This is a genomic window from Thiofilum sp. (genome assembly GCF_016711335.1).
GTDB lineage: Bacteria > Pseudomonadota > Gammaproteobacteria > Thiotrichales > Thiotrichaceae > Thiofilum.
The window spans coordinates 1,114,874-1,141,082 of the sequence record NZ_JADJTF010000001.1; the positions used below are offsets into that span (position 1 = coordinate 1,114,874).

At 44.3% G+C, this 26,209-nt stretch carries 18 protein-coding genes; 8 read left to right on the forward strand and 10 right to left on the reverse strand.

All coding sequences use genetic code 11. The annotated features are described in order from the left end of the window. Positions 1–135: 135 nt before the first annotated feature. Together IPL34_RS05325 and bioD are read left to right on the forward strand one after the other, a co-directional pair. A complete protein-coding gene (locus tag IPL34_RS05325) occupies positions 136–1,317 on the forward strand; it encodes a YbfB/YjiJ family MFS transporter (RefSeq protein WP_296838781.1) in 1,182 nt (393 codons plus the stop codon). Further along, complete coding sequence (bioD, locus tag IPL34_RS05330) at positions 1,310–1,978, forward strand: dethiobiotin synthase (RefSeq protein ID WP_296838784.1); 669 nt, start codon at positions 1,310–1,312, stop codon at positions 1,976–1,978. Before IPL34_RS05325 ends, bioD begins: the two co-directional genes overlap by 8 nt. Here bioD and IPL34_RS05335 read toward each other — a convergent pair. From IPL34_RS05335 to IPL34_RS05345, 3 genes are read right to left on the reverse strand one after another with little or no spacing between them, the layout of a single operon-like run. Continuing rightward, positions 1,964–3,172 carry a PilT/PilU family type 4a pilus ATPase gene (locus IPL34_RS05335; protein ID WP_296838788.1) on the reverse strand — a complete coding sequence of 403 codons (1,209 nt, stop codon included), beginning with the start codon at positions 3,170–3,172 and terminating at the stop codon, positions 1,964–1,966. The genes bioD and IPL34_RS05335 overlap by 15 nt on opposite strands. A 10-nt stretch (positions 3,173–3,182) precedes the next feature. Further along, positions 3,183–4,331, reverse strand: coding sequence for a PilT/PilU family type 4a pilus ATPase (locus IPL34_RS05340; protein ID WP_296838791.1), 1,149 nt, complete (start codon positions 4,329–4,331; stop codon positions 3,183–3,185). Between the two features lie 9 nt (positions 4,332–4,340). Then, positions 4,341–5,375 (reverse strand): type IV pilus twitching motility protein PilT, encoded by a 1,035-nt coding sequence (locus IPL34_RS05345; RefSeq protein ID WP_296838795.1) that lies wholly within the window; start codon positions 5,373–5,375, stop codon positions 4,341–4,343. Positions 5,376–5,426: 51 nt separating this feature from the next. Between IPL34_RS05345 and IPL34_RS05350 the strand changes: the two genes are divergently transcribed. Beyond that, entirely contained in the window at positions 5,427–6,119 is a 693-nt protein-coding gene (locus tag IPL34_RS05350) for a YggS family pyridoxal phosphate-dependent enzyme (RefSeq protein WP_296838797.1), read from the forward strand. Here the strand turns inward: IPL34_RS05350 and IPL34_RS05355 are convergent. The 4 genes from IPL34_RS05355 to IPL34_RS05370 form a co-directional block, all read right to left on the reverse strand. Beyond that, on the reverse strand, positions 6,116–6,763 hold the full coding sequence (locus tag IPL34_RS05355; protein ID WP_296838800.1) for a DUF4124 domain-containing protein: 648 nt from the start codon (positions 6,761–6,763) through the stop codon (positions 6,116–6,118). The genes IPL34_RS05350 and IPL34_RS05355 overlap by 4 nt on opposite strands. 98 nt (positions 6,764–6,861) lie before the next feature. Further along, the gene (gene glnE, locus IPL34_RS05360) at positions 6,862–9,663 is read right to left on the reverse strand and encodes a bifunctional [glutamate--ammonia ligase]-adenylyl-L-tyrosine phosphorylase/[glutamate--ammonia-ligase] adenylyltransferase (RefSeq protein ID WP_296838802.1); all 2,802 of its coding nucleotides are present in this window, start codon (positions 9,661–9,663) and stop codon (positions 6,862–6,864) included. A gap of 299 nt (positions 9,664–9,962) precedes the next feature. Then, a complete protein-coding gene (locus tag IPL34_RS05365; protein WP_296838804.1) occupies positions 9,963–11,024 on the reverse strand; it encodes a spermidine/putrescine ABC transporter substrate-binding protein in 1,062 nt (353 codons plus the stop codon). A gap of 20 nt (positions 11,025–11,044) precedes the next feature. Next, on the reverse strand, positions 11,045–11,743 hold the full coding sequence (locus tag IPL34_RS05370) for a YcjF family protein (RefSeq protein ID WP_296838805.1): 699 nt from the start codon (positions 11,741–11,743) through the stop codon (positions 11,045–11,047). Positions 11,744–11,955: 212 nt separating this feature from the next. Here IPL34_RS05370 and IPL34_RS05375 point away from each other — a divergent pair, with 212 nt between their 5' ends. After that, a complete protein-coding gene (locus IPL34_RS05375; RefSeq protein ID WP_296838807.1) occupies positions 11,956–12,183 on the forward strand; it encodes a hypothetical protein in 228 nt (75 codons plus the stop codon). A gap of 25 nt (positions 12,184–12,208) precedes the next feature. On the opposite strand, the gene IPL34_RS05380 is transcribed toward IPL34_RS05375, so the two are convergent. Further along, complete coding sequence (locus IPL34_RS05380) at positions 12,209–12,943, reverse strand: 4'-phosphopantetheinyl transferase superfamily protein (protein ID WP_296838847.1); 735 nt, start codon at positions 12,941–12,943, stop codon at positions 12,209–12,211. Between the two features lie 257 nt (positions 12,944–13,200). Between IPL34_RS05380 and IPL34_RS05385 the strand changes: the two genes are divergently transcribed. The 3 genes from IPL34_RS05385 to IPL34_RS05395 all read left to right on the forward strand — a co-directional run bounded on the left by IPL34_RS05385 (position 13,201) and on the right by IPL34_RS05395 (position 15,574). After that, entirely contained in the window at positions 13,201–13,335 is a 135-nt protein-coding gene (locus tag IPL34_RS05385) for a hypothetical protein (RefSeq protein ID WP_296838850.1), read from the forward strand. A 129-nt stretch (positions 13,336–13,464) separates the two neighbouring features. Further along, a complete protein-coding gene (locus IPL34_RS05390; protein WP_296838852.1) occupies positions 13,465–14,766 on the forward strand; it encodes a serine hydrolase in 1,302 nt (433 codons plus the stop codon). A 226-nt stretch (positions 14,767–14,992) separates the two neighbouring features. Beyond that, positions 14,993–15,574 (forward strand): condensation domain-containing protein, encoded by a 582-nt coding sequence (locus tag IPL34_RS05395; protein WP_296838854.1) that lies wholly within the window; start codon positions 14,993–14,995, stop codon positions 15,572–15,574. On the opposite strand, the gene IPL34_RS05400 is transcribed toward IPL34_RS05395, so the two are convergent. Further along, positions 15,571–15,804, reverse strand: a complete 234-nt coding sequence (locus tag IPL34_RS05400) for a hypothetical protein (protein ID WP_296837418.1) — start codon at positions 15,802–15,804, stop codon at positions 15,571–15,573. The genes IPL34_RS05395 and IPL34_RS05400 overlap by 4 nt on opposite strands. Before the next feature lie 46 nt (positions 15,805–15,850). Beyond that, a complete protein-coding gene (locus IPL34_RS05405; RefSeq protein WP_296838856.1) occupies positions 15,851–16,708 on the reverse strand; it encodes an IS4 family transposase in 858 nt (285 codons plus the stop codon). Positions 16,709–16,804: 96 nt separating this feature from the next. Here IPL34_RS05405 and IPL34_RS05410 point away from each other — a divergent pair, with 96 nt between their 5' ends. Then, the gene (locus tag IPL34_RS05410; RefSeq protein WP_296838858.1) at positions 16,805–26,209 is read left to right on the forward strand and encodes a non-ribosomal peptide synthetase; all 9,405 of its coding nucleotides are present in this window, start codon (positions 16,805–16,807) and stop codon (positions 26,207–26,209) included.

Below are 26,209 nucleotides of genomic sequence, written 5' to 3' on the forward strand. Positions count from 1 at the left end.
GAGTTTATAGAGAAAATTGGTGAAAGTGGTGCGGAACAAGTATCCCCTTTTAGGCTAAAGTCACTGTTAATAAGCTAAAAATCCTGAGCAACTCGGTGTAGTATTACATCCCCTACGTGCTATCAGGAGCTTAGTGTGTCCTCTTCTAATGAGCGTTTTGCCTTATGGGCTAGTATGGCGGCGCTGCTGACCACCTTTGGTTTAGCACGTTTTATCTATACGCCCTTATTACCCCTGATGCAGGAGGGAACAGGTTTTGGTGACGATTGGGCGGGGTATTTGGCCTCGGCAAATTATATAGGCTATTTATTGGGAGCCTTAGCCGCCACACAAGTGCATAGTCTGGAGCTGAAAAAAACCTTATTGCGGGTTTCCGTTATCTTGGCAGCTCTAACCAATATCATGATGGGTGTTACACAAAACGAATGGCTGTGGATGCTCATGCGTTTCATCAGTGGTCTGTGCAGTGTGGGCGGTATGATTATTGGGACTAGCCTATTAATGCTAGCTACCCCTCCAGCACAAAGCATGCAGCGCTTAAGTATACATTTTTCAGCGATTGGTTTGGGTTTAGCACTGGGGGCGCTCTGGGTATTGTTATTTAAAAGTACGCAAACATGGGCGGAGCTGTGGATTAGCAGTGGTTTGGTGATTGCTATTTTAGGTGCTCCCGCCTTACGTTTTAATCAATGGTCAATCCATCCTTTAAAACAACAAGCGATTAATCAAACCAAAGATATTCCGATTTCTAAACTATTTTTAGCACTCTTTGCGGCTGCCTATTTTTGTGAAGGGGTGGGATATGTGATTAGTGCCACCTTTTTAGTATCGATTTTGCAAAAGCAAACCACGATTCCGCATTTAGGTGATTATGCTTGGCTAGTGGTGGGCTTAGCGATGGCTCCCTCCTGTTGGCTCTGGGTACAACTGGCTAAACGGATTGGAGAGTTTCCAGCCTTGATTAGTGCGTATTTAGTGCAATCTGTGGGTATTATTTTGCCCGTCGTGAGTCATTCGGAATTATTGGCTATTGTCGGTGCGATTTTATTTGGTGGGACAGTGATTGGGATAGTGTCGATGGTATTGATTTACGGTGGACGTATGGCGGGATCAAAACCGACCACGATTATGGGATTGCTAACCGCGTGCTTTGGTATCGCTCAAGTGGTAGCACCTGCCTTTGCGGGCTGGATGGCCGAGCGCCAAGGACATTTTGATACCTCACTCATACTCGCCGCTGCCATTACCGTTTTAGGCGCAGTATTAATGTGGGCAGCTAGTATCGTCGCTAAAGGACAGTCTAAGCACTATGCCTAACAATGTTTTGTTTGATACTTGGGTGAAAGAGTTAGCTCAAGAGCGCGGTATTTTTGTAACAGGTACGGATACCGGAGTAGGAAAAACCTATGTCGGTACGCGCTTAATTCATAGGTTAAAAGCGCTTGGTTTAGCTATAGCTCCCCGTAAACCAGTCGAGTCAGGTTGGCCTTTAGATCACACCCAAACCGATGCATGGCAATTATTAACAGCCGCCCAATTACCAACAAGTGCCTTAGAGCAAGTCTGTCCTTATCGGTTTAAAGCGGCACTAGCACCGGATCGTGCCGCCCGTTTAGAGGGGCAAAGTATCACACTGCACCAATTACACGCTGCGGTGTTAAATCATGCTCAAGGTCAATGGTTATATGTCGAGGGTGCAGGGGGCGTGTATTCGCCTATGGCTGAAGATGGTTTAAATGCCGATTTAGCCCAAAGCCTAGGCTTACCCGTAGTGCTGATGACTGAAGATAAATTGGGTTGCATCAATCATGTGTTGATGGCAGTTGAGGTATTACAACGCCGTGGTCTAAGCGTGGCGGGCGTGATCTTAAATCGTATCCATCCCCAGCCTAATGAGATGGACAATGTAGCTGATTTAAAGCGTTGGTTAACCCTACCGGTGTGGTCTTCCAAAGAGCAAGGGCTAAGTAGCCTCTAAAGGTTCTAGTACGTCAAAATGGCTCAGATCATCTAAGCCTACTTCTAGTACGGGCATCGTTTCTGAGTGCTTGGGTCGAGGCTTAGTAGTGTTGGACTCAGACTCACCAAAATTCAATTGCCACTCTAGATTATTTCTAGAACTTGAAAACTCTAAGGCCCGCTCCCGCGAGATTTTGTTTTGCTGATGTAGTTGAAGCAAAGCAGAGTCAAAAGATTGCATCCCATCGGCACTGCCTTTTTCTACCACTTCACGTAGTTCGCTAATTTTACCTTTGCGAATTAATTCAGCTACATAGGGGGTGTTAATTAATACTTCGGCCGCTAAATGTACTTTACCTTCTTCTAAGCCGGGGACTAGGCGTTGTGCTATGACACAGCGTAGATTCAAGGATAAATCCATTAACAGGCGGCTTTTAGTATCGCCCGGAAACATATACAAAATGCGTTCTAAAGCTTGTACCGCATTGGCAGCATGTAGCGTAGATAACACTAAATGCCCCGTATCCGCAAAACCTAATACAGCATCCATCGTTTCTAAATCGCGTGCTTCTCCCACCATGATCATATCGGGTGCTTCGCGCATTGCCTCACGCATAGCATTGCTATAGCTTAAGGTGTCAAAGCCCACTTCGCGTTGCCCAATAATCGATTGTCCGTGTGTGAAGGTATATTCAATAGGATCTTCAATGGTGAGTATATGACCGTGGTGGCGCTCGTTACGATATTGGATCAGCGCTGCCATAGAGGTCGATTTACCTGAACCTGTGGTTCCTACGAAGAGTATTAAACCATCACGTCCCATCACCATTTGCTTAAGCACATTGGGTAAGCCTAAATCATCGGGATTGGCTACTCGATTGCGAATATGACGAATAACCATCGAGACTTCACCACGCTGAAAATATAAATTCATCCGAAAGCGCCCAATATCTTTTAAAGTCAGTCCTTTATTGAGTTCGCGCTGGGTAAAAAATTGTTCTATTTCTGAGCGGGTGAGCACTTCTTCAGCAAGCTGGCGAATATTACCCGGACGCAGTGGATCGCGGGTAATACGTTGTAATTGACCACGTACCTTTAAAGAGGCATAGGCTCCAGTCGTTAAATACAAGTCTGAAGCCTGCATTTTCACCATCATATGCAGTAATGGAGTAATGCGCATATCAGCATTGATCATGATGGTTTCCGCAATCATAGTTAATCCTCTAAATAGGCTCGATGGCTAGTTCGTCTGTACCACGGAAGAAATCATTATCCTTAGCAAAGCGGCTTTTGAGTTTGAGATTAATGCGTAGATCATTGACCGAATCCGCATGTCTAAAGCCCTCTGCGACACTAATATGCTTATGCTCAATGAGATCAAACAGTGCCTGATCAAAGGTTTGCATACCCATTTCACGTGATTTAGATACTATTTCTTTCAGTGCAGTGATTTCACCTTTTTGAATATGCTCGGCAATCAAGGGCGAGTTAATCAGTATTTCAACGGCAGGTATGCGGCCTTCACCTTTGGCAGTACGCACTAAACGTTGCGAGATAACGGCGCGTAAATTAAAGGATAAATCCATTAATAACTGCTCACGGCGCTCTTCGGGGAAAAAGTTAACAATCCGATCAATGGCTTGAATAGCGCTATTGGCATGTAGCGTCGATAAACATAAATGCCCCGTTTCAGCATAGGCAATGGCATAGTCCATCGTTTCACGATCACGGATTTCGCCGAGTAGAATCACATCGGGCGCTTGGCGTAGAGTGTTTTTTAATGCGGTATGGTAATCAGCGGTATCTACCCCAATTTCGCGTTGGGTAATCAGGCATTTTTTATGTTCATGCACAAACTCAATCGGGTCTTCAATCGTAATCACATGACCTGATTGAGTACGATTACGATAATCGACTAAAGAGGCTAAGGTAGTGGATTTACCGGAGCTAGTAGCGCCTACCACTAATACCAGCCCCCGTTTGGTTAAACCCAATTCTTTTAAGATAGGGGGCAGATGTAGCTCTTCTAAATGCGGAATATGGTGGGGAATATGGCGAATGACCATCCCAACACAACCGCGTTGGGTAAAGGCACTCACCCGAAACCGAGCTTTGCCGGGGAGATTGAGTGAGAAATTACCCTCTAATGTTTCCTCGAATTGATGTAATTGACGATCATTCATCACGGCTCGCACTAACATTGCTGAATTACTATCAGTCAGTATTTGTGTGGTGAGCGGTAATACTTCGTTATTTACTTTAATCGAAGGGGCAGCATCGGCAGTGATATACAGATCAGAGCCTTTCTTCTCTAGCATGGCATTTAATAGGCGATGCACATAAGACAAAGCGGAATCACGATCAATCGACATAGTACCCCCTTAAAAATTCTGTGGATTTTCAGCTCTACGCCGTGCCACTTCCCGTTCCACAATGCCGCGCATGACCAGTTCTTTTAAGGATTGATCCAGTGATTGCATCCCTTCGTTCTGACTGGTTTGAATCGCTGAATTCATTTGGGCAATTTTGTTTTCCCGAATCAGGTTACGAATAGCACGATTACCAATTAGAATTTCATGTGCAGCTACGCGCCCACCATTTTTCTTTTTTAATAGGGTTTGCGAGATAACGGCTTGAAGTGACTCGGATAACATGGTGCGCACCATATCTTTTTCAGCCGCAGGGAATACGTCTACAATCCGGTCAATGGTTTTAGCCGCACTGGTTGTATGAAGTGTTCCGAATACTAAATGCCCCGTTTCCGCAGCGGTAAGGGCTAAGCGAATGGTTTCAAGATCACGCATTTCCCCCACCATAATAATATCAGGGTCTTCACGCAGAGCCGAACGTAAGGCATTTTCAAAGCCTTTCGTATCGCGGTGTACTTCACGTTGATTGATTAGACATTTTTTGCCTACATGCACAAATTCAATCGGGTCTTCAATGGTGAGAATATGTCCATACTCAGTATCGTTGATAAAATCAATCATCGCCGCGAGGGTGGTGGATTTACCAGAACCTGTAGGGCCAGTCACCAATACTAAGCCCCGTGGAGCGCTGGCGATTTTACGAAAAATAATCGGCGCACTCAGTTGATCAAGGGTCAGTACTTGACTAGGAATAGTCCGAAATACAGCACCTGCACCGCGATCTTGATTAAATGCATTCACCCGAAAACGTGCGATTCCGGGTACTTCAAAGGAAAAATCACACTCCCAACGCTCTTCATAATTCTTACGCTGAGTGTCATTCATAATGTCATAAATGAGCGCATGAACTTGCTTGTGATCTAAAATAGGTAGGTTAATACGGCGAATTTCACCATCTACCCGTATCATAGGGGGTAGGCCTGCGGATAGGTGCAAGTCAGAGGCGTTATTTTTCACGCCAAACGCTAAGAGTTGTGTAATATCCATCGCGGCGTAATATTTTTATTGTTATTCATATTGGAAAATCTACCACATATCATGACCCTTAAGGATAAGCTCCAGATAATCGGTGAACGTATTCACCAAGCCGAACAGCGTTTTCAGCGTCCTTTCCATAGTGTGCGCTTAGTGGCAGTGAGTAAGTTTCACCCTGTGACAGCGCTGCACAGCGCTTACCAAGCGGGGCAAAAAGCATTTGGAGAAAATTATGTGCAGGAAATGGTCGCCAAAGCGCAAGCGCTAGCTCACTACCGTGATATAGAGTGGCATTTTATTGGTCCACTACAATCGAATAAGACTAAATTAGTGGCGGAAACAGCGCATTGGGTGCATACCATTGAGCGTTTAAAAATTGCCGAACGCTTAAGCCAGCAGCGCCCTCCAGATCAACCGGATTTGAATATATGCCTGCAAGTCAATTTAAGTGCGGAGGCGAGTAAATCAGGTATTGCGCTAGATGAGGTAGTGGATTTGGCTTTGCAAGTGCAGCAGTTACCACGGCTTAAATTGCGGGGTTTGATGGCGATTCCAGCTCCAGAGTCTGATTTTGAACGCCAACGTGCTGTATTTGCTAAGTTACGCACTGCATTAGCTGAACTCAATCAGCGCGGTTTAATGCTGGATACCCTATCCATGGGCATGAGTGATGATATGGAGGCTGCGATTGCTGAAGGTGCTACGCTAGTGCGTATTGGCACAGCAATTTTTGGGCAACGTCCTAGCGCTGCTTAAATAAATCGAGTACCTACTTCATTGCCCGATTGTGATTCACTGGGAGTGGTTTCCTCATCAGTGGGTTTTGCCTCCTCAGTCTCTTTGAGACTACGCTTTTTCTTGGCTCTTAATACATGAAAAGTGGTGACTTCGGTATTAAGCAAAATATCGCCCTTGGCATCACGAATCACCGCGAATACCGTATGTGTACCTCGATCTACATTGGGAAAAGTGAAAGTTAAATCGGTGCCATCAGCGACTTGTTTGCCATCCAAATATAAAACAATGCTGTGACCTAGTTGTAGGCTGGGTTCCAATTTTAGAGCTAGCTGGATAGTGCCGTCATTGGCACGTAGAGCTTCATCCTTTTGTGGGGCAGTCACTTCAAAGGATTCATATTTAAATGCTTTTTGGGTGGCTTCAGAGGCTGGTTTTGAGGTATCCGTTTTATCCGCACTGGATTTGTCTGTTGCAGGTGCTTTAAAACCATCGGAAATAGTAAGCGGCGGTAACTCTAAAGGAGCGCTAGTAGAGCCTTCAGGGGGGTTATCACCATAAATAGTTCTACCACTCGCATCTTTCCAGCGGTATACCTCAGCCTGTGCTTGAATACCCCACATACCTAGGATGATACCTAGGAGCAGCCATTGCCGAACACCCATTGATCTGCCTCATCTTGATCATTATCGCGGATGAGCCATTGTAGGGTAGTGAATCACTACCCCTCCAATCCCAACAGATAAACGGAAAAAACACGGGCTTAGCTGAAGTATTGCTTCCAAACAGTTTGTACAAACTCACGCTCAGCTTGAAATAGCTCACTAGAAATTTTGGCGTCTTGCTCTTGTAGACTGCGGGTATGAATACAACTACGCATGGCACGATAAATATCGGCTAACTGCTGAGCTTCTTGGGTAGGGAGAATGCCGCAGTGTTGTAAGGATTCGAGTTGGCGAATATTGTCACTCCATTTGACCAAATCAGGGCAGGTAGATGCGTGCATCAAAATCAATCCCTGCACCATAAACTCAATATCTGTAATCCCGCCCGGATCTTTTTTCAGATCAAATAGCTCATTGTTTTTAGAGCTTAAGTTTTCCCACATTTTTTGGCGCATGGCGGAGACTTCTTGTTTGACCAGCTCAGGATCACGTTTTTGGCACAATATCTCGCGGCGGATTTGCTCGAACTGTGCACAAATAGTCTCTGAACCCGTCAAAGCACGGGCGCGTAGCAGCGCTTGATGCTCCCAAAGCCATGCTTTTTCAAACTGGTACTTACGAAAAGCCTCGACACTACTGACTAATAAACCTGATGCACCACTCGGACGTAGGCGCGTATCGGTTTCATACAGCCTACCATCATGAGTAAAGGTGGAGAGCATATTAATGATTTTTTGTGATAGGCGCGTGTAGAATACACTGTTTTCCAAGGGCTTAGTGCCGTTGGTAATTTGCTTTTCACCTTCAGAGTCATGCAAAAATACAATGTCTAAATCAGAACCATAGCCGAGTTCAATCCCGCCTAATTTACCGTACCCAATAATCGCAAAGCCTGAGTGTTTAATTTCATCCTGCACCTGATAGGTGGGTATACCAGATTTTGCGCTTAGAGTGTTCCACACGTTTTGCCAAGTGAATTCTAAAATAACCTCCGCTATCCAAGTGAGTTGATCCGATACTTTCATCACGGGTAGGGTTTCATTAATATCTGCCGCTGCTACCCGCAAAATTTGCGCATTTTTAAACTGGCGCAATTGTTCCATCACTTGTTCGGTATCCTCTTCATCCACTCGCCCCATCGTATAGTGTAAGGCTTGATGCAGTTGAGTACGATTGAGCGGTTGATAAAGGGTGCGAGCATCTAATAGCTCATCTAATAAAATCGGATGTTGAGTTAATTGCGTAGTCAACCAAATACTATGACTGACTAATTTAACCAATTGCGCTAAGGCTTCGGGATGATCGCCTAGCATACTCATATACACCGAGCGTTTAGCAATCGCTTGAATAATGGTGAGGCTACGGCGCAAAGCGGTAGCAGGATCAGCTTGTTTGGAAGCAATGACAATTAAATTAGGCATTAAACGATCTAACCGAGTACGCGCTAGCTCCGTTAATGTTTGATATAAACGCCCTTCCCGTAATTCAGTGAGTGTTTGATTAATACTAGCGCTATCAGGATAGCCTAAGGTGGCTAATAGCTGAGTGGCTTTAGTCGAATCTAAATTACCGCACCACAGCTCTAAAGTATTCGCCTCGGTTTCTTCATCATCGAAGTGGCTACTATCCTCGCCCTCCATTGAAAAAATACGCCGGAATAAGGCATGTACTATTTCACGTTTGCTATTAAGCACACTTAGGAAGCTATCCCAAGCGGCAAAACCTAAAGATTGCGCGAGCACTTGGCGTTGTTGAATATCTTCAGGTAGCGCATGAGTTTGTTCGTCTTTCCACATTTGTAGATGATTTTCGACTCGCCTTAGGAAGCAATACGCTTCACGTAAAGCTGTCTCGTCTTCAGTCGTAAGTAGCTCTAATTGGGTAAGGGTAGCCAGCGTAGGTAATAAGCTGCGCAACTGTAATTCACGTTCACGCCCCCCGCGCATCAGTTGAAAGACCTGAGCAATAAACTCTACTTCACGAATCCCACCACGCCCTAGTTTAACATCTTGATATTTACCCTTACGCTCAGCCTCACGATTGATCATGGCTTTCATATCGCGTAATTGTTCAACCGCACCATAATCTAAATAGCGTCGATAAATAAAAGGACGCAGACGCTCCATTAGTTCCACCCCTTGGGTTTTATCGCCTGCCATCACTCGCGCTTTGATCATGGCATAGCGTTCCCATTCGCGCCCATGCGTTTGGTAATAATGCTCCATCGCATCAAACGATAAGGCTAATGCACCCACATCTCCAAAGGGACGCAAACGCATATCTACTCGATAAGCAAACCCATCCGCTGTAATCGCACCTAAGGTATTAATCAGTTTTTGCCCTAAGCGTACAAAAAAGGTTTGATTATCCAACTCGCGGCGTCCATCGGTTGAACCTGCTTCGGGAAAAGCAAAAATTAGATCAATATCGGAGGAAAAGTTGAGTTCCTGTCCACCGAGTTTACCCATGCCCAAGACTACTAGCTGCTGAGCTTCACCTGCTTTATTGCGTGGAGTGCCGTGCTTGGTGCAAAAATCTTTGTACCACCATGTCAAACTAGCCTCGACCAAGGCATCAGCAAGATCAGAGCAATCACGCATGGTTTCAGTTAAGGGGGCGAGATTCATCAGATCACGCCATGCTATACGCACGGTTTCACGATGACGAATCAGGCGTACTTGTTTGAGTAAATGGGTTTCGTCAGGGACATTCGCTAGGGTGTGTTGAATAGTTTGATAGAGTTCATCGCTCGCATAGGCTTGACTATGGATGAGGTTGGCAATCCATTCAGGGTGGCGCACTAATTGTTCTTGTAAATAGAGACTGGCTTGGAATACCGCTGCGACTTGAGCAGTATCTAAAGGGGCGAATTGCGGTAGTAAAGCTTGATAGTCAGGCATGGCTATGACTCGCTAGCAGATTAAAATAGGCACTATTATAGGGCAATTATACTACAAAGCATGTGACATTGGCCTATACAACCCTACTCTCAGTTAATAACTGGGCTAGAAAGAGCTAAAAACGGGGGTGAGCAAGGCTGATCAGCGAGTCAAAATTTAAGCCTTCAGAACATTAGTCATGCCTATTAGTTATGCACATGAGGTTTTAGAGAGTGTCCCGATAAGACAGAAGGTGCACCGACATCAGTTGATGCAGCAGTGCAGATAATGTCGACCTGTGCTTCAATCCCTTTTAATAATCAGAGCCGTCCGCTTTTCAGTTTTTCCCAATAAAGCCTGTAAAGTTTGGTGGCCTCGTCTACGTCTTTTTGAAACTCAGCTTGTTTTACTACGGTAGCGGGAGGAAAAATGATGGGGTTATCTAATAAGTATTTATCGATCAGGGCACGCGCACTTAAGTTAGCTGAGGCATAGCCTAATTCTTTGACACATAAAGCGGCTACCTCAGGGCGTAGCATATAATCGATAAAGCGATGAGCATTTAATTTGTTCTTGGTTTTGGCGGGAATAGCAAAACTATCCACCCACAGATCAGTACCTTCTTGGGGGTAAATATAGTGGATTTTATTATTACGTTGTTGAGCTTGGAAGGCATCCCCATTCCAGAGGACACCAATATTAATTTCACCCGATAAAAACGCCTGCTCAGGTTGATTCGCTTCAATGCGTTTGACATTGGGCATTAAAGCGCTCAGGCGATCATAGGCTTGCTTGATAATATCGGGGTCGGTGGTATTGGTAGATTGCCCATTGGCTTTGAGGGCGATTTGAAATACTCCACGCATATCATCGGTGAGGAGTAGTTGACCACGCCATTGTTTTTGCCATAAATCTGCCCAGCGTTGAATAGGCTGAGTAATTTTTTCAGTATTAACCGCAATCCCTGTACTACCCCAAAGATAGGGGACGCTATAAGTATTGGAAGGATCAAAGGTTTGATCCATTAAAGAAGGGTCAATATGCTTAAGGTTAGGCAGGAGACGATGATCTAGCGGTTGTAATAGCCCCTCTTTTTGCATACGGGCTATCAAGACAGAGGAGGGCACGATAACGTCGTAACCTCTCCCCTTCAGTAGCTTCAGGCGCGTATACATAATCTCGCTGCTGCTGTAGTTAGAGTATTCAACCTGAATACCCGTCTCTTTAGTAAAAGCAGCTAGCACACTAGCAGGTATGTAATTAGTCCAGTTATAAACAATAACCTTTTCTTCAGGAAATGCGGGGTTAGTTTCTGCTGCAACCTTAATACTGACACTCAGTACTAATACTAGGCTAACACACCAATACAACCACACTTTCATCAAAATCTGACTAAAACGCACTAGCTAGCATTACTACTATTAGCCACACCCTCAGCTTTTTCAGTCGAGTTAGAACTGCTGCTGGCTTTCACTTCTTCTTTGAGGCGTTTGACAAAGGCTTTGCCTTCTTGGAATTTTTCCTCGAAAAACACTTTGGCTTGTTTAGGTTCAAAGCTATCGATAGTACCACCCGCCTCAAAATGTTTAATAAAGGTTTGTCCAATGGCGTAAGTAGTAGCTCCAGCCGCCACCCCTAAGCTAGCACTCCCTACTAAGCTACCAATCCCCGGAATGAGTTTAGTGAAACTACTCAAGCCCATAATACTAGCAACCGGTAAAGACCCTCCTATGAGCGCTGTAATTAGTGCTTTCATATTGCGATCTTTAAAAGGCTGCTGATAGTGCGCACTGAGACTATGTAACATACTCACTTGCGTAGTAGTTAGTGCTGTGAGATCAAACAAGGGAATCGGTACTAACCCTAAGGTGATGCTAGCAATAATATGATTTTTAACAATATTATTTGCCCCTGCCCGTTGTAAGCTATGTTGATAGGCATCCAGCTTTTGCTCACACACTGAGTCGGTAGGTGTCATTATTTCAGGTGTTATCATTGCTTCAGTCGGGGCAGGACTAGAGACTTGAGGTGTTGCATCGACAGTGGTGTCGCTTTGAGAATCGGTTTGCTCTACATGGGAAATTAAGTCGGATGCCGACATATTAATTCATCCTTGCCATTTAATAATGGAGTTGAGGCTTATTAAGTAATGTGTAAAAACTACACTCCAACTAGGCTGCTTTCAATGTAAAAGCTTTGCTTCTTAACAAAATTTAACACTTACCCGACTATTGGTCAGTAGATTAACTTGACTCAATTTTACACAAGATCCAATAATGGCTTGGTCTAAGCAAACGCATTAAGGAGTAACGTATGTCGAGTGAAATGTTCATTTCTACCGCACCTCAAGGTTCTTTAGCAGCCGTAGGTACAGCTACCAAAGCTTTTGTGATGGCTCACCCTATTGCTTTGTCAGTGGTGGGTGGAGCAGCATTAGGAGTAGGCGCTTACTATATGCTCGGTAAGATGATGGGTAAAAAGAAAAAAGTTGCTAAAGCCGAACCTGTCAGTACTACGACAGAAGTTCCAGCGGCGGCTTAATTAGCAATTTATCCGCCTAAAATGTTTAGGCGGATAGCGTCATAGGTTTTTGATCAGCCTCATAAATAACGACTTGATAGTCGGTCCTTTGATTTCCATTGGCTTCATTCTGCTTCCATGCTAGCCCTAAGCAATAGTCTTTCACTAAATAAGACCTTAAACAGAGCTTTTGCTTGCTAGTAAATAAGCTAGGTGTGTCTTGCATAACCCATTGTTCTTGTTGATCTTGTACTAGCGTAAAAGACTGAGGTGGCAAGGAAAATCCTGTACCCCATGCCTTTAAGCACGCTTCTTTTAAAGTCCAATAGGTAAAAAAGCGTTGTTGCTGTTGCAATGGATCGGAAAGGGCTAATACCGCTTCCGCTTCACAGGGAGCAAAGGTATAACGCGCCACAGCAGCCAAATCTTCCATAGGTTGAATGCGCTCAATATCAATACCAACCGTTATATTATGAGCTACTACGCAAGCGACTAAGCCCTCAGTATGCGACAAATTAAACTGTATAGACTCATAGTGGGGATTGGTAATACAGGGTTTACCGTAGGGATTAGTACTAAAGCACCATGCTTGCGGCCGGAGAGGCGCGTACAGACTGAGTACTTGTCTTAAAAAAGCATGAGCTGCTTGATACAGAGTACGCGGTGCTGCTAACCGAAATTGCGCTGCACGCTCTCGCTCAGTCCTAGATAAGCATTCACTATCTAAAGTGTGCCATTGATCTGCGTAGATCAGATGTACATCAAGCGCATGAGTCTGCAAGCCTTAGTCCTTTCCTTATCCTCTTAAAGTCCTATTAGTAAATAGCAAAATAGCGTTTTTGCCTACTATGCTTACTCGCCTCTCTGAGTTAAGCAAACGCTAGATACTCTTTTAATGCGATGCACAAAATAACCACAACATTTCTTAACATTGTCCTTGTCGACAACTTTTACAACGCTGCTGTAGATTAATCTTGCTTTTTATTTTCTTCAGTTCTACCCCAATCAAAAATAGTGACCTGTGAGGTATACGCAAATATGAGTTTACTAGCAGCAGAAAACGGCATTGTTGGGCAACTTTGGCATAACGATGATCAAGGACGTGTGGTATGTCGCTTATCACCCAGACAATGTGTCATGAAAAAGGGGCAAAACGGCATGAGTTCATCATAGAAACCGGACGCTGCCAAGAAGCACAGAATTAAAAATCTTTACAAATCAGCTTTCTATATTGCATAAGAGGCTGCCGTGTTTTTACTCTCGCATTTTAAAGCTAGTTAGGGTTAAAAAGGGCTATGTTTAATGAAAAAATCTTTTTTATTCACTCTGCTAAGTGCCAGTGTGTTATTGGCTAATAGTGCCTATGCTAAGATCAATCAGTGTGATCTAGCTTTAGAGCCCTTGTGCAATAAGATTGATAGTATTATTCAGCCTAGTGAATTAGTAGGGTCTTCTATTGCCATCATGGATGGAGAGGGAAAGCTCAGCTATGCCACTTTTAATACCACACCAGAGGGTGAAAAGATCACCTTTGATATGAAATTTGAAATCGGTAGTATTACTAAAACCTTTACTGCCGCGCGTATTTTGCAGCTAATTGACGAAGGTAAACTCACTTTCGATACCGCTGTGTCTGAAGTCCTTCCGTCGAGTGAAGTCACCTTCTCGCAAAAATTACCCGGTAGTTTAACCATTGGTAGTTTACTGCGCATGGATGATGGTCTGTATGACTATGCTGCTTCTTATCGGATCATGAGTAGAGACTTGTCTGCCTTCTGGCCCATGCGCTATATGACCAGTGGGGGCTATATTCCTAATGATAAAGAACCGAAGTTTGGGCAATTGTGCTACGGCTCCACAGGTACTTTATTACTTGGTTTAGTCATTGATAAGCTCAATGGGGGTAATGGTTTGGGTAAGGAGCCATTAGTGAACTCATTGCGTGAAGGTTTATTTAAACCTGCTGGCTTAGAGAATACAGCGATGGGGGGCTATGAAAAGGTCTTTCCTATTAGCAGTTGTACTAATACCAACTATTTCGATACGGTAAAAAATACTCCTCCTAAGCGTTGCCCTAATTCAGAATCTTATCTATTTACCGGTAGCGGTACTTCAGCGCGTGACTCTAAAACCTCGTATTTATCGTATGCAGGACCTGCTGGTGGGATGATTTCGACCTCTGGCGATATAGCACGTTGGTTCAATTGGTTATTCACTCAAGGTCCTGGCCCGAAAATGGCGGAGCAAACCAAACTTATTGGTGAGCGTTTAACCGATAAAGACCCGATGATTACATGGTCTAAGTGTAATCAAGACCCTTGGCCTTATCCTGATCCGAAACTCAAAAAGTTGGAATATGGCTTAATACTAGAAGTCAGCACGCTTCAATATGGCGATAAAACGGTAAAAGTGTATAGCTATACCGGTGGCTCAATGAGTTTTAGTAGCTATGTTTTATACATACCTGAGCTAAAGATGAGTGCCTCTATCTTATTCAATAACTTGAATAATCCCACCGAGAAGTTCCCTCATGCCACCATTGTGCAGATTACTTCCATTGCGGACTTAATCATTGAGCATACAGTGGCAGGCGGCAAAAAGTAACACCAACCGTGGAGAGTTAATGATGCAAAGCTTCAGTACAATGCCTTGTTGCCCAACCATTAAGGCAAGAGTACCCCAACTAGAACAGTTTACTGCAAATTAGACGCTAGGTAGTTAATTAAGAGGGAGTGACTACCTAGTCTCTAATAGCATTTTTCCGTGTTAAGAGCAGACCCTTCCAAACGTTTGTTCCTGTAAAACTTCATAAAGACCCTATGACGCTTTGATGAAAAAAAACGATCTGCAAGATATTTATCCGCTCGCTCCTTTGCAAGAAGGATTGCTGTTTCATTATTTGAGTGATGAGCAAAGTAATGCTTATTTTGAACAGATCACCTTTCGTCTTCAGGGTGAGGTAGACCTGTGCTTATTTGAAGCCAGTTGGAACCTACTGCTACAACGTCATGACATTTTGCGCACCGTATTTAGTCATGAAAAAACCAATCGTCCACTACAAGTTGTTCTACGTCAGCGGCAAATCGAGCTGCGTTACCATGATTTATCTTATTTACCCTCGGTTGAACAACAACAGCAACTCCAACACTATCAGCAACAAGATCGCCACCAACCTTTTAATCTGACTAAAGATGTGCTAATGCGCTTTTACGCGCTGCAACGAGCAACCGATGACTATTGGATGATTTGGAGTCATCCGCATATCTTGCTTGATGGCTGGTCGGTGGGGATTTTATATCGTGAATTTATTCAGACCTATCAAGCCTTCAAACAAGGCTTAAAGCCTAGTTTTGCGAATGCTGTACCCTATGTGCGTTATATTCAATGGCTCTGTACACGACAATTCGCTTAACTCATTGAATCTTTTTCAAAAGAAAATCGCCTGAGTTTCATCCGTCCATCCTCGATCGCCATGAATTGTGGTGGACAAAGGAACAGAAGCAGCAGCCTAAGCCTATCCACTTTTTCCCGTACCCTTCCATTCAATAAATCGGTCAAGTAGTCCAAGCCGTAACGGAAGACACTTTGCTCTTTGCGTCCATGTTTTTCGTCTTCAAAGGCTTGACGGCTTTTTCCTTCCATTCGCCGACTTTGTGCGCCCAACAGAAGCCAATGGCAAGCAACGCCATCATCTTTTTGATGCGAGGGGTTTGGTGAAGTGAGTGGCTTCCATGTGAAAACCACGCCCTTTCAAGCATTGGAACAGGTTTTCAATTTCCCAACGTAGCCGATAAGTGCCAATGGGATCAGCCGTGTAGTGGTTGCTGGCGATAATCAACAACTCACCACTGGGCAGCTTTGAGCCACTGAGCCAAACCCATTCCCCGCTAACGTCGCGACGGTGACGGAGAACGCGCCGTTTACCCGGCTTGAGGTTGGCAAACAGCGAGCGGACATGCGCCTCTTTTTTGTGTTTGTCGGTCATCAACTGATTACCCTTGATACGAATCAAGTAGGGAATCTCTTTGGAAGACAACCACTTCCACCATTGACCACCAATAAACTCACGGTCAGCCAACACACCCAAGATGTTGTTGCGCCCGAATTGGCTGATAAATCGTTGCAGCAGGGCAATACGTTCACGTTGGTTAGAATTACCGCGTTTGTTCAACACCATCCAGTAAACGGGGATAGCCGCACCTTGGTAAACAACCGCCAAAGTCAGGAGATTGAGGTTGGATTTGCCCCATTTCCAGTTGGTTCTGTCGAGTGTGAGGTAGTATTGTTGACCACTAAAGGCGAACATTCCCATAAGAAAATGGGCAATGTCATTGTAATTAAAGAACACTTGGCTAAAAAAGCGTTGCATCCGTCGATAGCGGGAACCAATGTCGGTGTCAGAATCTATGTGTACCGCCAACAACGCCAAATTCATTTGTCGCGCACTCAGCAAGGCCTGCAGCATTCCCACAAAACAATCCAAACGGGGCTTGCCCCAACTCAAGTGGGCTTTTAAACTGTCACGTAGTCCATCGCTCAGATCCATTTTGCTCTCCTGTGTGGTAACTAGAGAGTAAAACATAGGAGCGGTGGACTTTCACCATCTCCATGACAAACATGCTAAATCAATAAGTTAGTGGTTTTGTCGTGTACAGAGATTCAATGGTTAGAGCAGCAGAATGAACAACGCTCAGCACAATTTTGGCAACAGTATTTAGCTGACTATGAGCAACTAACCGGTATTCCACAGCTCCCTTTGCGTGTAGTTCCTAGTGCAACGAATAAGTTGGCAGAGTATCGCTTTAGCATAAGTTCCATACAAACCCAACAATTACAGCACTTAGCAATTCAGCAGCGTACTACAGTGAGCACGGTATTACAGGCAGTGTGGGGAATATTGCTGAGTCGTTATAATCAGTCTGATGATGTAGGATTTGGAGTTACGGCTTCCGTGCGTCCTGAGAGCATTCAGGGCATTAATGACATGGTAGGTTTGCTGATCAATACCATCCCCTGTCGTTTTAAGCTGCAATCTGAGCAAACCTTTAGCGCTTTTTTGCAACAAGCACAAGAAGCTGCTCTCAATCGTCAAGAACACCAGCATTACCCACTGCACAAAATCCAACAACAAACAGGGCGGCGCGAATTATTCAATCATGTCTTAGTATTTGAAAATTATCCGTTAGACGAGCAATTACGCCACGATGTCAAGCCGCTGTTAGGCTTTAGTATTAGCGAGATCGATTTTCCAGAGCAAACGCACTATGACATGGGTGTGATGATTATTCCCTCAGGGGATAATATTCGTTTTCGCCTAATGTATAACCCTGCACTCTATCAAGCACTGCAATTTGAACGCCTTGCAGAGCACTTAAGCGCTATTATTACTAGCGTTATTGAGCAGCCCCATATTCCGCTGCGTGCTATTCGTCTGCTAGCAAGTGCAGAGCGTGAGCAATTAACGGTTGAGTTTAATCAGACTCACACCAACTACCCACGTGAACAAACAATTAGTGCACTCTTTGAGGAGCAGGCTGCTTTAAATCCAGAGCACTTAGCCGTTTGTTTTAAGCATACACAACTCACTTATCGCGCCTTAAATCAAAGCGCTAATCAATTAGCTCAACAGTTAAGAACTCAATATCAGATTCAAGCCAATGATTTGGTAGGGGTGTTACTCGGACGCTCAGAGCGTTGGATTATTGCAGCCTTGGCAATCTTGAAAGCAGGTGGGGCGTATGTACCACTTGATCCTGCTTACCCTGCTGAGCGTATTGACTATATTTTGCATGATACGCAATGCAAAGTAGTGCTTACCGATAGTGAACATACTCATTTAGCAGGTTCAACACCTGCTTTATTATTAGAGAATAGTGCTAGCCTGTCCGGTAACTACACTACTAATCTTATACCCGTCAGCCAGCCGACTTCGCTTGCCTATGTAATCTACACCTCCGGTACAACAGGGCAACCTAAGGGAGTAATGGTTCCCCAACGAGGGGTGGTGCGTTTAGTTAAAAATACGAACTATCTAACGTTCCATGCAGGTCAGCGCTTTATTCAAACCACGACTTTTACCTTTGATCCTTCGGTGATTGATGTATGGGGCGGGCTACTCAATGGTGGCAGCTTATATTTATTGGGCGAAAATGAATTGCTCGATATGGGGGTACTGAAGCATACCCTCCAAACGCATGCCATTAATACCTTTATCACAACCACAGGCTTTTGCCAGCAACTGATTGATCAAGATATTGAGCTATTTGCTCGGCTACAAACCGTGATGATTGGGGGCGAAAAAGTCTCTGCGGTGCATGCCGAGCGTGTATTGTCTGCTTACCCTCATTTAGCGCTTTTAAATGCTTATGGTCCGACTGAAAATACTGCGATTACAACCTGTTACCGCATAAGTCTAGATCGTCCCTATCAAGATATACCGATTGGTAAACCCATAGCTAACACCCAAGTCTATATTTTGGACACTGAGTTAGAGCCTGTTCCCATAGGTGTATTTGGGCGTTTGTATATTGGTGGAGAGGGTTTAGCTCTGGGGTATCTCAATCGTCCTGAGCAAACCGCCAACTGTTTTATTGCTAATCCTTTCATAGCCCATGAGCGCATTTATGACTCAGGTGATTTAGCACGTTGGTTACCCGATGGCACGATTGAATTTTTAGGGCGCAAAGACGAACAGGTTAAGATTCGTGGCTATCGCGTGGAGTGTAGCGAGGTAGAGCATGGTATTTTACAGCATCCCTCTATTCGCCAAGCGATAGTGATAGCACGTACTTTACCCGCAGGCTATAAAGAGTTAGTGGCTTATATCGTTAGCGATAATATTTTCACTGTTGCCGAATTACGTAGCTTCTTAAGTGCACACTTACCTGATTATATGATTCCGGCTAAGTTTATGTTTTTAGAGCAATTGCCACTCACAGCTAATCACAAAATTGATAAACGTAAACTACCTGAACCGACCGAACTGGATACCCAAGATCATGATTATGTAGCACCTGCTACCCCCTTAGAACAACAGCTCGCCACTATTTGGCAGGAAGTGTTGGGTGTGCCGCGTATGAGCGTGATGGCGAATTACTTTGATGTGGGAGGTGACTCGATCAAAGCTATTCAAATCATGGCACGGCTGCGCAAGTTAAATCTGAAATGTGATATTAATGCGTTTTTCAAGCACCCTACTATTCGTGCCTTGATTCCGCATGTGGTATCCCTACATAAATCGATTCCACAACAAACCATTAGCGGCTCAGTATCACTCACACCCATTCAACAATGGTTTTTTAAGCTTGCACCTAGTGATGCACGGCATCATTTCAATCAAGCCCTATTATTTAAACCCACCCAAGCCTTAAACCCCATTGCCTTGCAAACAGCACTTCAGGCTTTGCTACAACACCATGATGCTTTGCGTATGAGCTATGGTTTTACTGATCAAGGAGTTGTACAAGACAATCGGGCTGAAGCCGGTGTTAATTTACACCAAGAAACCATAGCGCTAGATCAATTAACGAAACGACTTAACACTTTACAACAAAGCTTTGACTTAACAAAAGATACTCTAGTTAAAGCAGTACTCTTTAGCCTAACCGATGGCAGTGAACGCCTCTTTATGATGATCCATCATCTCGTAGTCGATGGTGTGTCATGGCGTATTTTATTAGAGGACCTAGCGACTGCTTATGAGCATGCTCAAGCAGGTAAGGCCATTCAACTACCCCTTAAAACGCATGCGTTTAAAGAGTGGGCGGAATATTTACAAGCTTATAGCCAAAGTCATGAGTTATTAACCGAGTTACCTTATTGGCAAGAGGTTGAGCAGCAAGTAACAGCAAGCAATTTAGTATTAGAGCAACCCTCAATACAGCCGCGTCAAATGCAAACGTTAAGTAGTGTATTGGCGCGTGAAGCGACGACTATTTTGCTTGGCAATGCGCATCGTGCCTATAACACACGCGGTCATGAGTTATTACTGGCAGCGTTAGCAATGGCAGTTCATCCTTGGCAAGGACATTCGCAGGTCGCAGTCACTTTAGAGTCACATGGACGAGAAGCATTAGGTGAGCTAGATATTGCCCGCACCGTGGGTTGGTTTACTGCTACTTATCCGGTCGTACTGAATATAACTGCCGCCAATACCTTGGGAGAGCGTATTGGTGTGGTAAAAGAAACACTGCGCCAAGTGCCACAAAATGGTTTGGGCTATGGCGTATTAAAATATCTCACGCCCAATAGCTCTCTCAAAGCCAATAGCCCCGCCATTGCATTTAATTATCTGGGGCAATTTGATGCTGATATTCCTAGTCAATTATTGGCTTTAGCCTCCGAGTCAGTAGGGCAATCGTTTAGTCCCCATGTTCGTCTACCGGAAGCCATTGCTTTAAGTGGAATGGTGACCAATCAACGTTTAAAACTAACCTTAGATTTTGATACTTTGGCGTTAAGTGCAGAGTCTGCACAAGCCTTATTAGATCACTACGTACAAGCTCTTCAGGATATTATTCAGCACTGCCAACACAAGCCTAGTGAAATAACACCGTCTGATCTGACTTATACTGGCTTGTCTATTGCTCAATTACGTCAGTTTTTGACTCAAATTAAGCGTTCAGCCGCAGAGGTGCAGGATATTTATCCGCTTTCACCCATGCAGGAAGGGCTGTTATTTCACTACTTGTACGACACTCAAACTACGGCTTTTTTCCAGCAGGCGCATTATCGTTTAATTGGGCAAGTCGATGCGCCTACTTTGCAAGCCGCTTGGAATGAGATTTTTAGACGTCATGCCGTATTGCGTACTTTATTTGTATACGAGCAAGTTGAGCGTCCACTACAAGTAGTGCTGAAAGAGCGTCAAGTTGATTTTCGTTATCTAGATAAACGTGGGCAGATTAGTGTAGCTAATGCTGATGAGTTTATGCGCCAATTAATGAGTGCGGAGCGCCAGCAACCCTTTGATTTAACCAATGATGTATTAGTCCGTGTCACCTTAGTGCAGTTTGCCCACGATCAATGGCGTTTAATTCTCACTCTACACCATATATTAGTCGATGGTTGGTGTATTGCTTTGTTATATCAGGAGTTTATGGCGGCTTATGAAGCATTACGCCAAGACAAAGCCAATACTTTACCGCTCGCTCGCCCCTATGCGGATTATATTCGTTGGTTTGCTGAGCAAGATAAGCAAAGCTCAGCACGTTATTGGCAGGATTATTTAACAGGTTTTCAACAAGCAACCGGTATTCCTGCTGGTGGTCAAGCACCCAATGAAGCGAGTAGTAATCATCGTGCCGAACTTTATGAATTTGAGTTGCCCGCTAGTCTGAGTGCTAAATTACAACACACAGCATCAAGCTGTCATGTGACCTTAAATACCCTATTGCAAGCGTTGTGGGCATTATTGCTAGCGCGTTATAACGGCTGTGATGATGTAGTGTTTGGTGCAGCAGTATCAGGACGCCCAGAGGAAATCGTCGGGGTGGAGAATATTATTGGCTTGTTTATGAATACCCTTCCGGTGCGCATTAAGTTACAGCCACAAGCTAGTTTCCGCTCCTTATTGCAATCGATTCAAGATCAAGCAGTGCAGACTCGCCCTCATAGCTATTTCCCCTTAGCGGAGATACAAGCCCAAAGTGCGCTGAAACAAGGTTTATTTAATCACCTTTTGGTGCATGAAAACTATCCTGTTTCAGCTACACAGGATACGCAAGCACAAGTGGGTTTTAGACTAGAGGTAACTCAGGATATTTACCGTGAGATCAATTATGACCTTGGTGTCATTATTGAGCCTAGAGCCACTTTGACCTTTCAATTGCTATATAAGCCTGAAGTTTATAACCCACATCAAATGCGCCTGCTGGCAGGTTTTATTCAGCATCTGAGTGAGCAAGTTGTCGCTAATCCGCAAATAAGCCTTAATAGTTTACAACTTATGGACCACAACGCAGCTTGGCGTCCTTTAAAAGTAGTGCCTAATACACTAGGACAAGCCTTTCAACAATGGCTCAGCACCCAATCATTACCCACTCATCGTGCCTGTATTTTCAATCGTCAAGGTTACTTAGCCCCCCCTTATGCATCAGGCATGATTTATTTGACCGCTGATAAATCTAGCGGTTTTATCGGACGCTATTGGGGAGATGATCACATGGAAATAATTCAAGAACCTGATCACAGCTTAGTGGTTCAGGGTCAGCTCATTAGTCTAAAACCACTACAACAAGCCCTCCAAGCGCATCCTGCTATTAGAGAGGTCAGCTTATTAAAATTACTAAATAAAGCCAATGAGCGCTTTGTCTTGGCGTTAGTGGCGACCCCTCAGCGTTTAGAAAGCGAGTCAGTATTTGAGTACTTAGCAGATAAAATCGCGCCAGAGTTGAGTGCATTCTTAGCCCTATTAGTCCTACCTGCTTTGCCTTTAGATGAGAATGGTCAATTAGATCGGGAAGCCGTTTTAACTGTTATAGCCGTGAGTGAACCCAAGTTTTCCACGGCTAAAATGGAAGCGGAAATTCTCATAGCCATGCCAGAATTAGATGATGTCGCTATCATTCTAGAGCCTGAAGTGCTGGAGTTTCCGCCTTTACATATGAGCGACTTGCTCCAGCATCAGCAAGCTTATTTAAGTGAAGCTGTACCTGAAAATAATGCCACTGCTACCCAAGCCCCTATGACTGAAGCCTTACCTGAAGGTACGGTCATGGCTTTTGCGGATGGAGGGGTAGTTGATTTAGATCCTAATGAACCGACGACTATGGTCGCTGCTCTCTATCGTGCTGCCCGCGACTATGCCCATCGCGGTACGGTATATGTCAATGAAAAAGGTGAGGAGCATTACCAGTCTTATGCTGATTTGCTGCATGAAGCACAATGTATTTTAAATGGTTTACACCAACAGGGCTTAAAAGCAGGCGATACCGTTATTCTGCAACAGCAGGATTTATATGATCATCTCACTGGTTTTTGGGCATGTATTTTGGGGGGTATCAAACCTGTTACGGTAGCCACTTCGCCTACCTATGCACAAAAAACCAGTGTGGTGAATAAACTCTATAATGCGTGGGAGCTACTGGAGCATCCGCCGATTTTTGCCAGCCCGCACTTAGTCGAACCTATTAATAGTCTAAATACCTTATTTGGGGTCACAGGGCTTAAAGCCATTGCTGTTCGTGGTAAAGAGTTTGCGCCCATTGAGTGTGATTATCGTGCTGACCCTGAGGATGTAGCGTTTTATCAGCTAACTTCCGGCAGTACAGGTATTCCTAAATGCATTCAAGAGCGTAATAAGGGCATTTATTACCATGTCTACGGGGCGAGCCAATATAACCACTATACTCGTGATGATGTATATTTGAATTGGCCACCCAGTGATCATGTGGCCGCTCTCATTATGTTCTATATCAAAGCCGTTTATTTAGGTGTCAAGCAAGTAGCCGTTAATACCGATCTGGTTTTGAATAATCCGCTTAAATGGCTGGATCTATTAGAAGCGCATCGCGTGACTTTTACTTGGAGTCCTAATTTTGGCTACAAATTAGTTTCTGAGCATCTGAAGAAAACTGATCGACGTTGGGACTTATCCAGCATGCGCTTCTTTATGAATGCGGCTGAGCAGGTTACTTTGCCCGTGGTTGAGGAGTTTCTTCACCTAGTTAAAGACTTTGGTGTGCCTGAAAAAGCCATGCAACCCGCCTATGGGATGGCTGAGACTTGTACCGCGATACAGTACAAAAATGATTTCTCAGTCGCTGAAGGTTGCCATTGGTTTGAAAAATCCAGTCTCAAAGGTATTCTGCAAAAAACCACTGAACGGGGTAAGGATACCGTTTCATTTGTAAAACTAGGCAAATCTATGCCCGGTGTGCAAATTCGGATTGTAGATCAAAATAATGAATTAGTCCCTGAAGGTAAAATTGGTGCACTACATGTGCGCGGTGAAGTGATTACGCCGGGGTATTTAAATAATCCAGCGGCTAATGCTGAATCTCAGGTAGAGGATGGCTGGTTTAATACCGGAGATTTAGGCTTTATTCTTAATGGTGAGCTATCCATTACGGGTCGGCAAAAAGAAATCATTATTATCCGTGCTGCTAATTTCTATTGCTATGAAATTGAAGACATTGTGAATCGAGTTGAGGGTGTACAGCCTACTTTCGTGGGCAGTTCAGCTATTAATGATCCTGCTTCGGGCACTGAAGGCTTGGCGATTTTCTTTGTACCTCAGCCTGATGTGGACTTGATAGAGTTATACAAAGCGATTCGCACGCGCTTAGCGATGGAGTGTGGCATTACACCTGCCTATATCATTCCTATGGCAAAAGAGGAGTTCCCAAAAACCACGAGTGGCAAAATTCAGCGTGTACAATTGCGCGAAGCACTGGAAACAGGGCAGTTCAATGACATTATTCGTGAGACGGATTTACTGCTTGCGAATGAGCACACTTTACCCGATTGGTTCTTTATTCCTAGCTGGCAGTGTAAAGGGTTAGGCGCTATTGAGGCTGAGTCAAATACTTCTGTAGCGATTGACTTACTATTAGGTAACGATCCAGCATTGATGGATGCCTTACAGCCTGCTATTTGGGTTCAGACCGGTCAAACGTTTGTTAAACGCGATCAGCATACCTATACCCTGAATCCTACTGTGCCTAGCGATTATGTTGCTCTACTACAAGCCATGCAGCGTGATGGTTTAAACATAAAAACTGTGGTGCATACCTTAGCCACTGAAACAGTGAATACGTTAAGCGCCACAGGTCTTCAGCAAGCTAATGAGCACAGTACCTTCAGCCTAGTGTTGCTATTACAAGCTTTACAAGCCACACAAACGGCGATTCAAACCTTATTAGTAGTGAGTTATACGAATCACTTAGTCCTCGATACAGATAAGGCTCAATCTAGTAATGGTAGTTTACGCGGCGTGATCAAGACCTTAGCTCAAGAACAGCCGCAATTACGTAGTAGACATATTGATCTTGACACTCAAGACCCGCAAAGAGCGGCTACCCTTATTCGTGCTGAGCTAGCCGCTACTCATGCGGATGCTGAAGTGGCTTATCGTCAACACCAGCGCTATATCAGTTGTTTGCATAAGATCAATTTTACCCAGATTCAAAAGCAGCCTATTGAGTTAAAAAAGGTTGGTCTGTATGTGATTACGGGGGGCTTAGGTGGTATTGGACGCGAGCTAGCCCAATTACTTAGTACACACTATCAAGCACATTTAATCCTCACCGGACGCACTGCTCTCGAACAAGACACGGATAAATTGCAAGCCTTTACGCATTTACAAAAAGTCAGTAAGGGGCAAGTATACTATCAAGTATTAGATGTGTGTGATCAAGCTGCTTTAAGTCAACTGATTCAACAAGCTGAACAATGCAGTGGGCAACCGCTAGCCGGTATTTTTCATTTAGCAGGTGAATCAAATAGCGTTGAGGCAAGTAATCCAGAGTCTAATCACCTAGGTCATATTACGCTAAAACCTTTTGAGCAATTGTTCCATACCAAAGTGCAAGGCACTCAAGCTCTATTGGAACTACTCAAAGACTATCCACAAGCCTTTTTCATGGGTTTCTCTTCAGTCAATGGTTTCTTTGGTGGAACGGGTGTAGCACCCTATGCCGCTGCGAATAGCTATTTAGAAAGTGCAGTAGCAGCCTTTAATCGTGAGCAGGGACAAGTGCGTGCTTATAGTTTAGCGTGGAGCTTGTGGGATGGTGTTGGTATGAGCCTGCATAATACTATGCAGCAAGCCGCCCTTGCTAAAGGTTTCCATGCTATTACGTTAGCGGAAGGGATTAAATCGTTCCTCGTAGCATTAGAGGCAGGTCAAGTACAAACCATCATTGGACTGGATCCTAATAATACCTTTATTCAAGCCCACATGCAGCCTGTACCGATTCCTAAACAGGAGCTGGCGGCTTATTACACCCTTAAACCCGATCAAAAAGATGACGAAGAGCGCATCTTAAGTCGTATTGATCTTATTGCTAGAAGTTGGCAAGCCCGTACCCTCAATCAGTGGAGATAA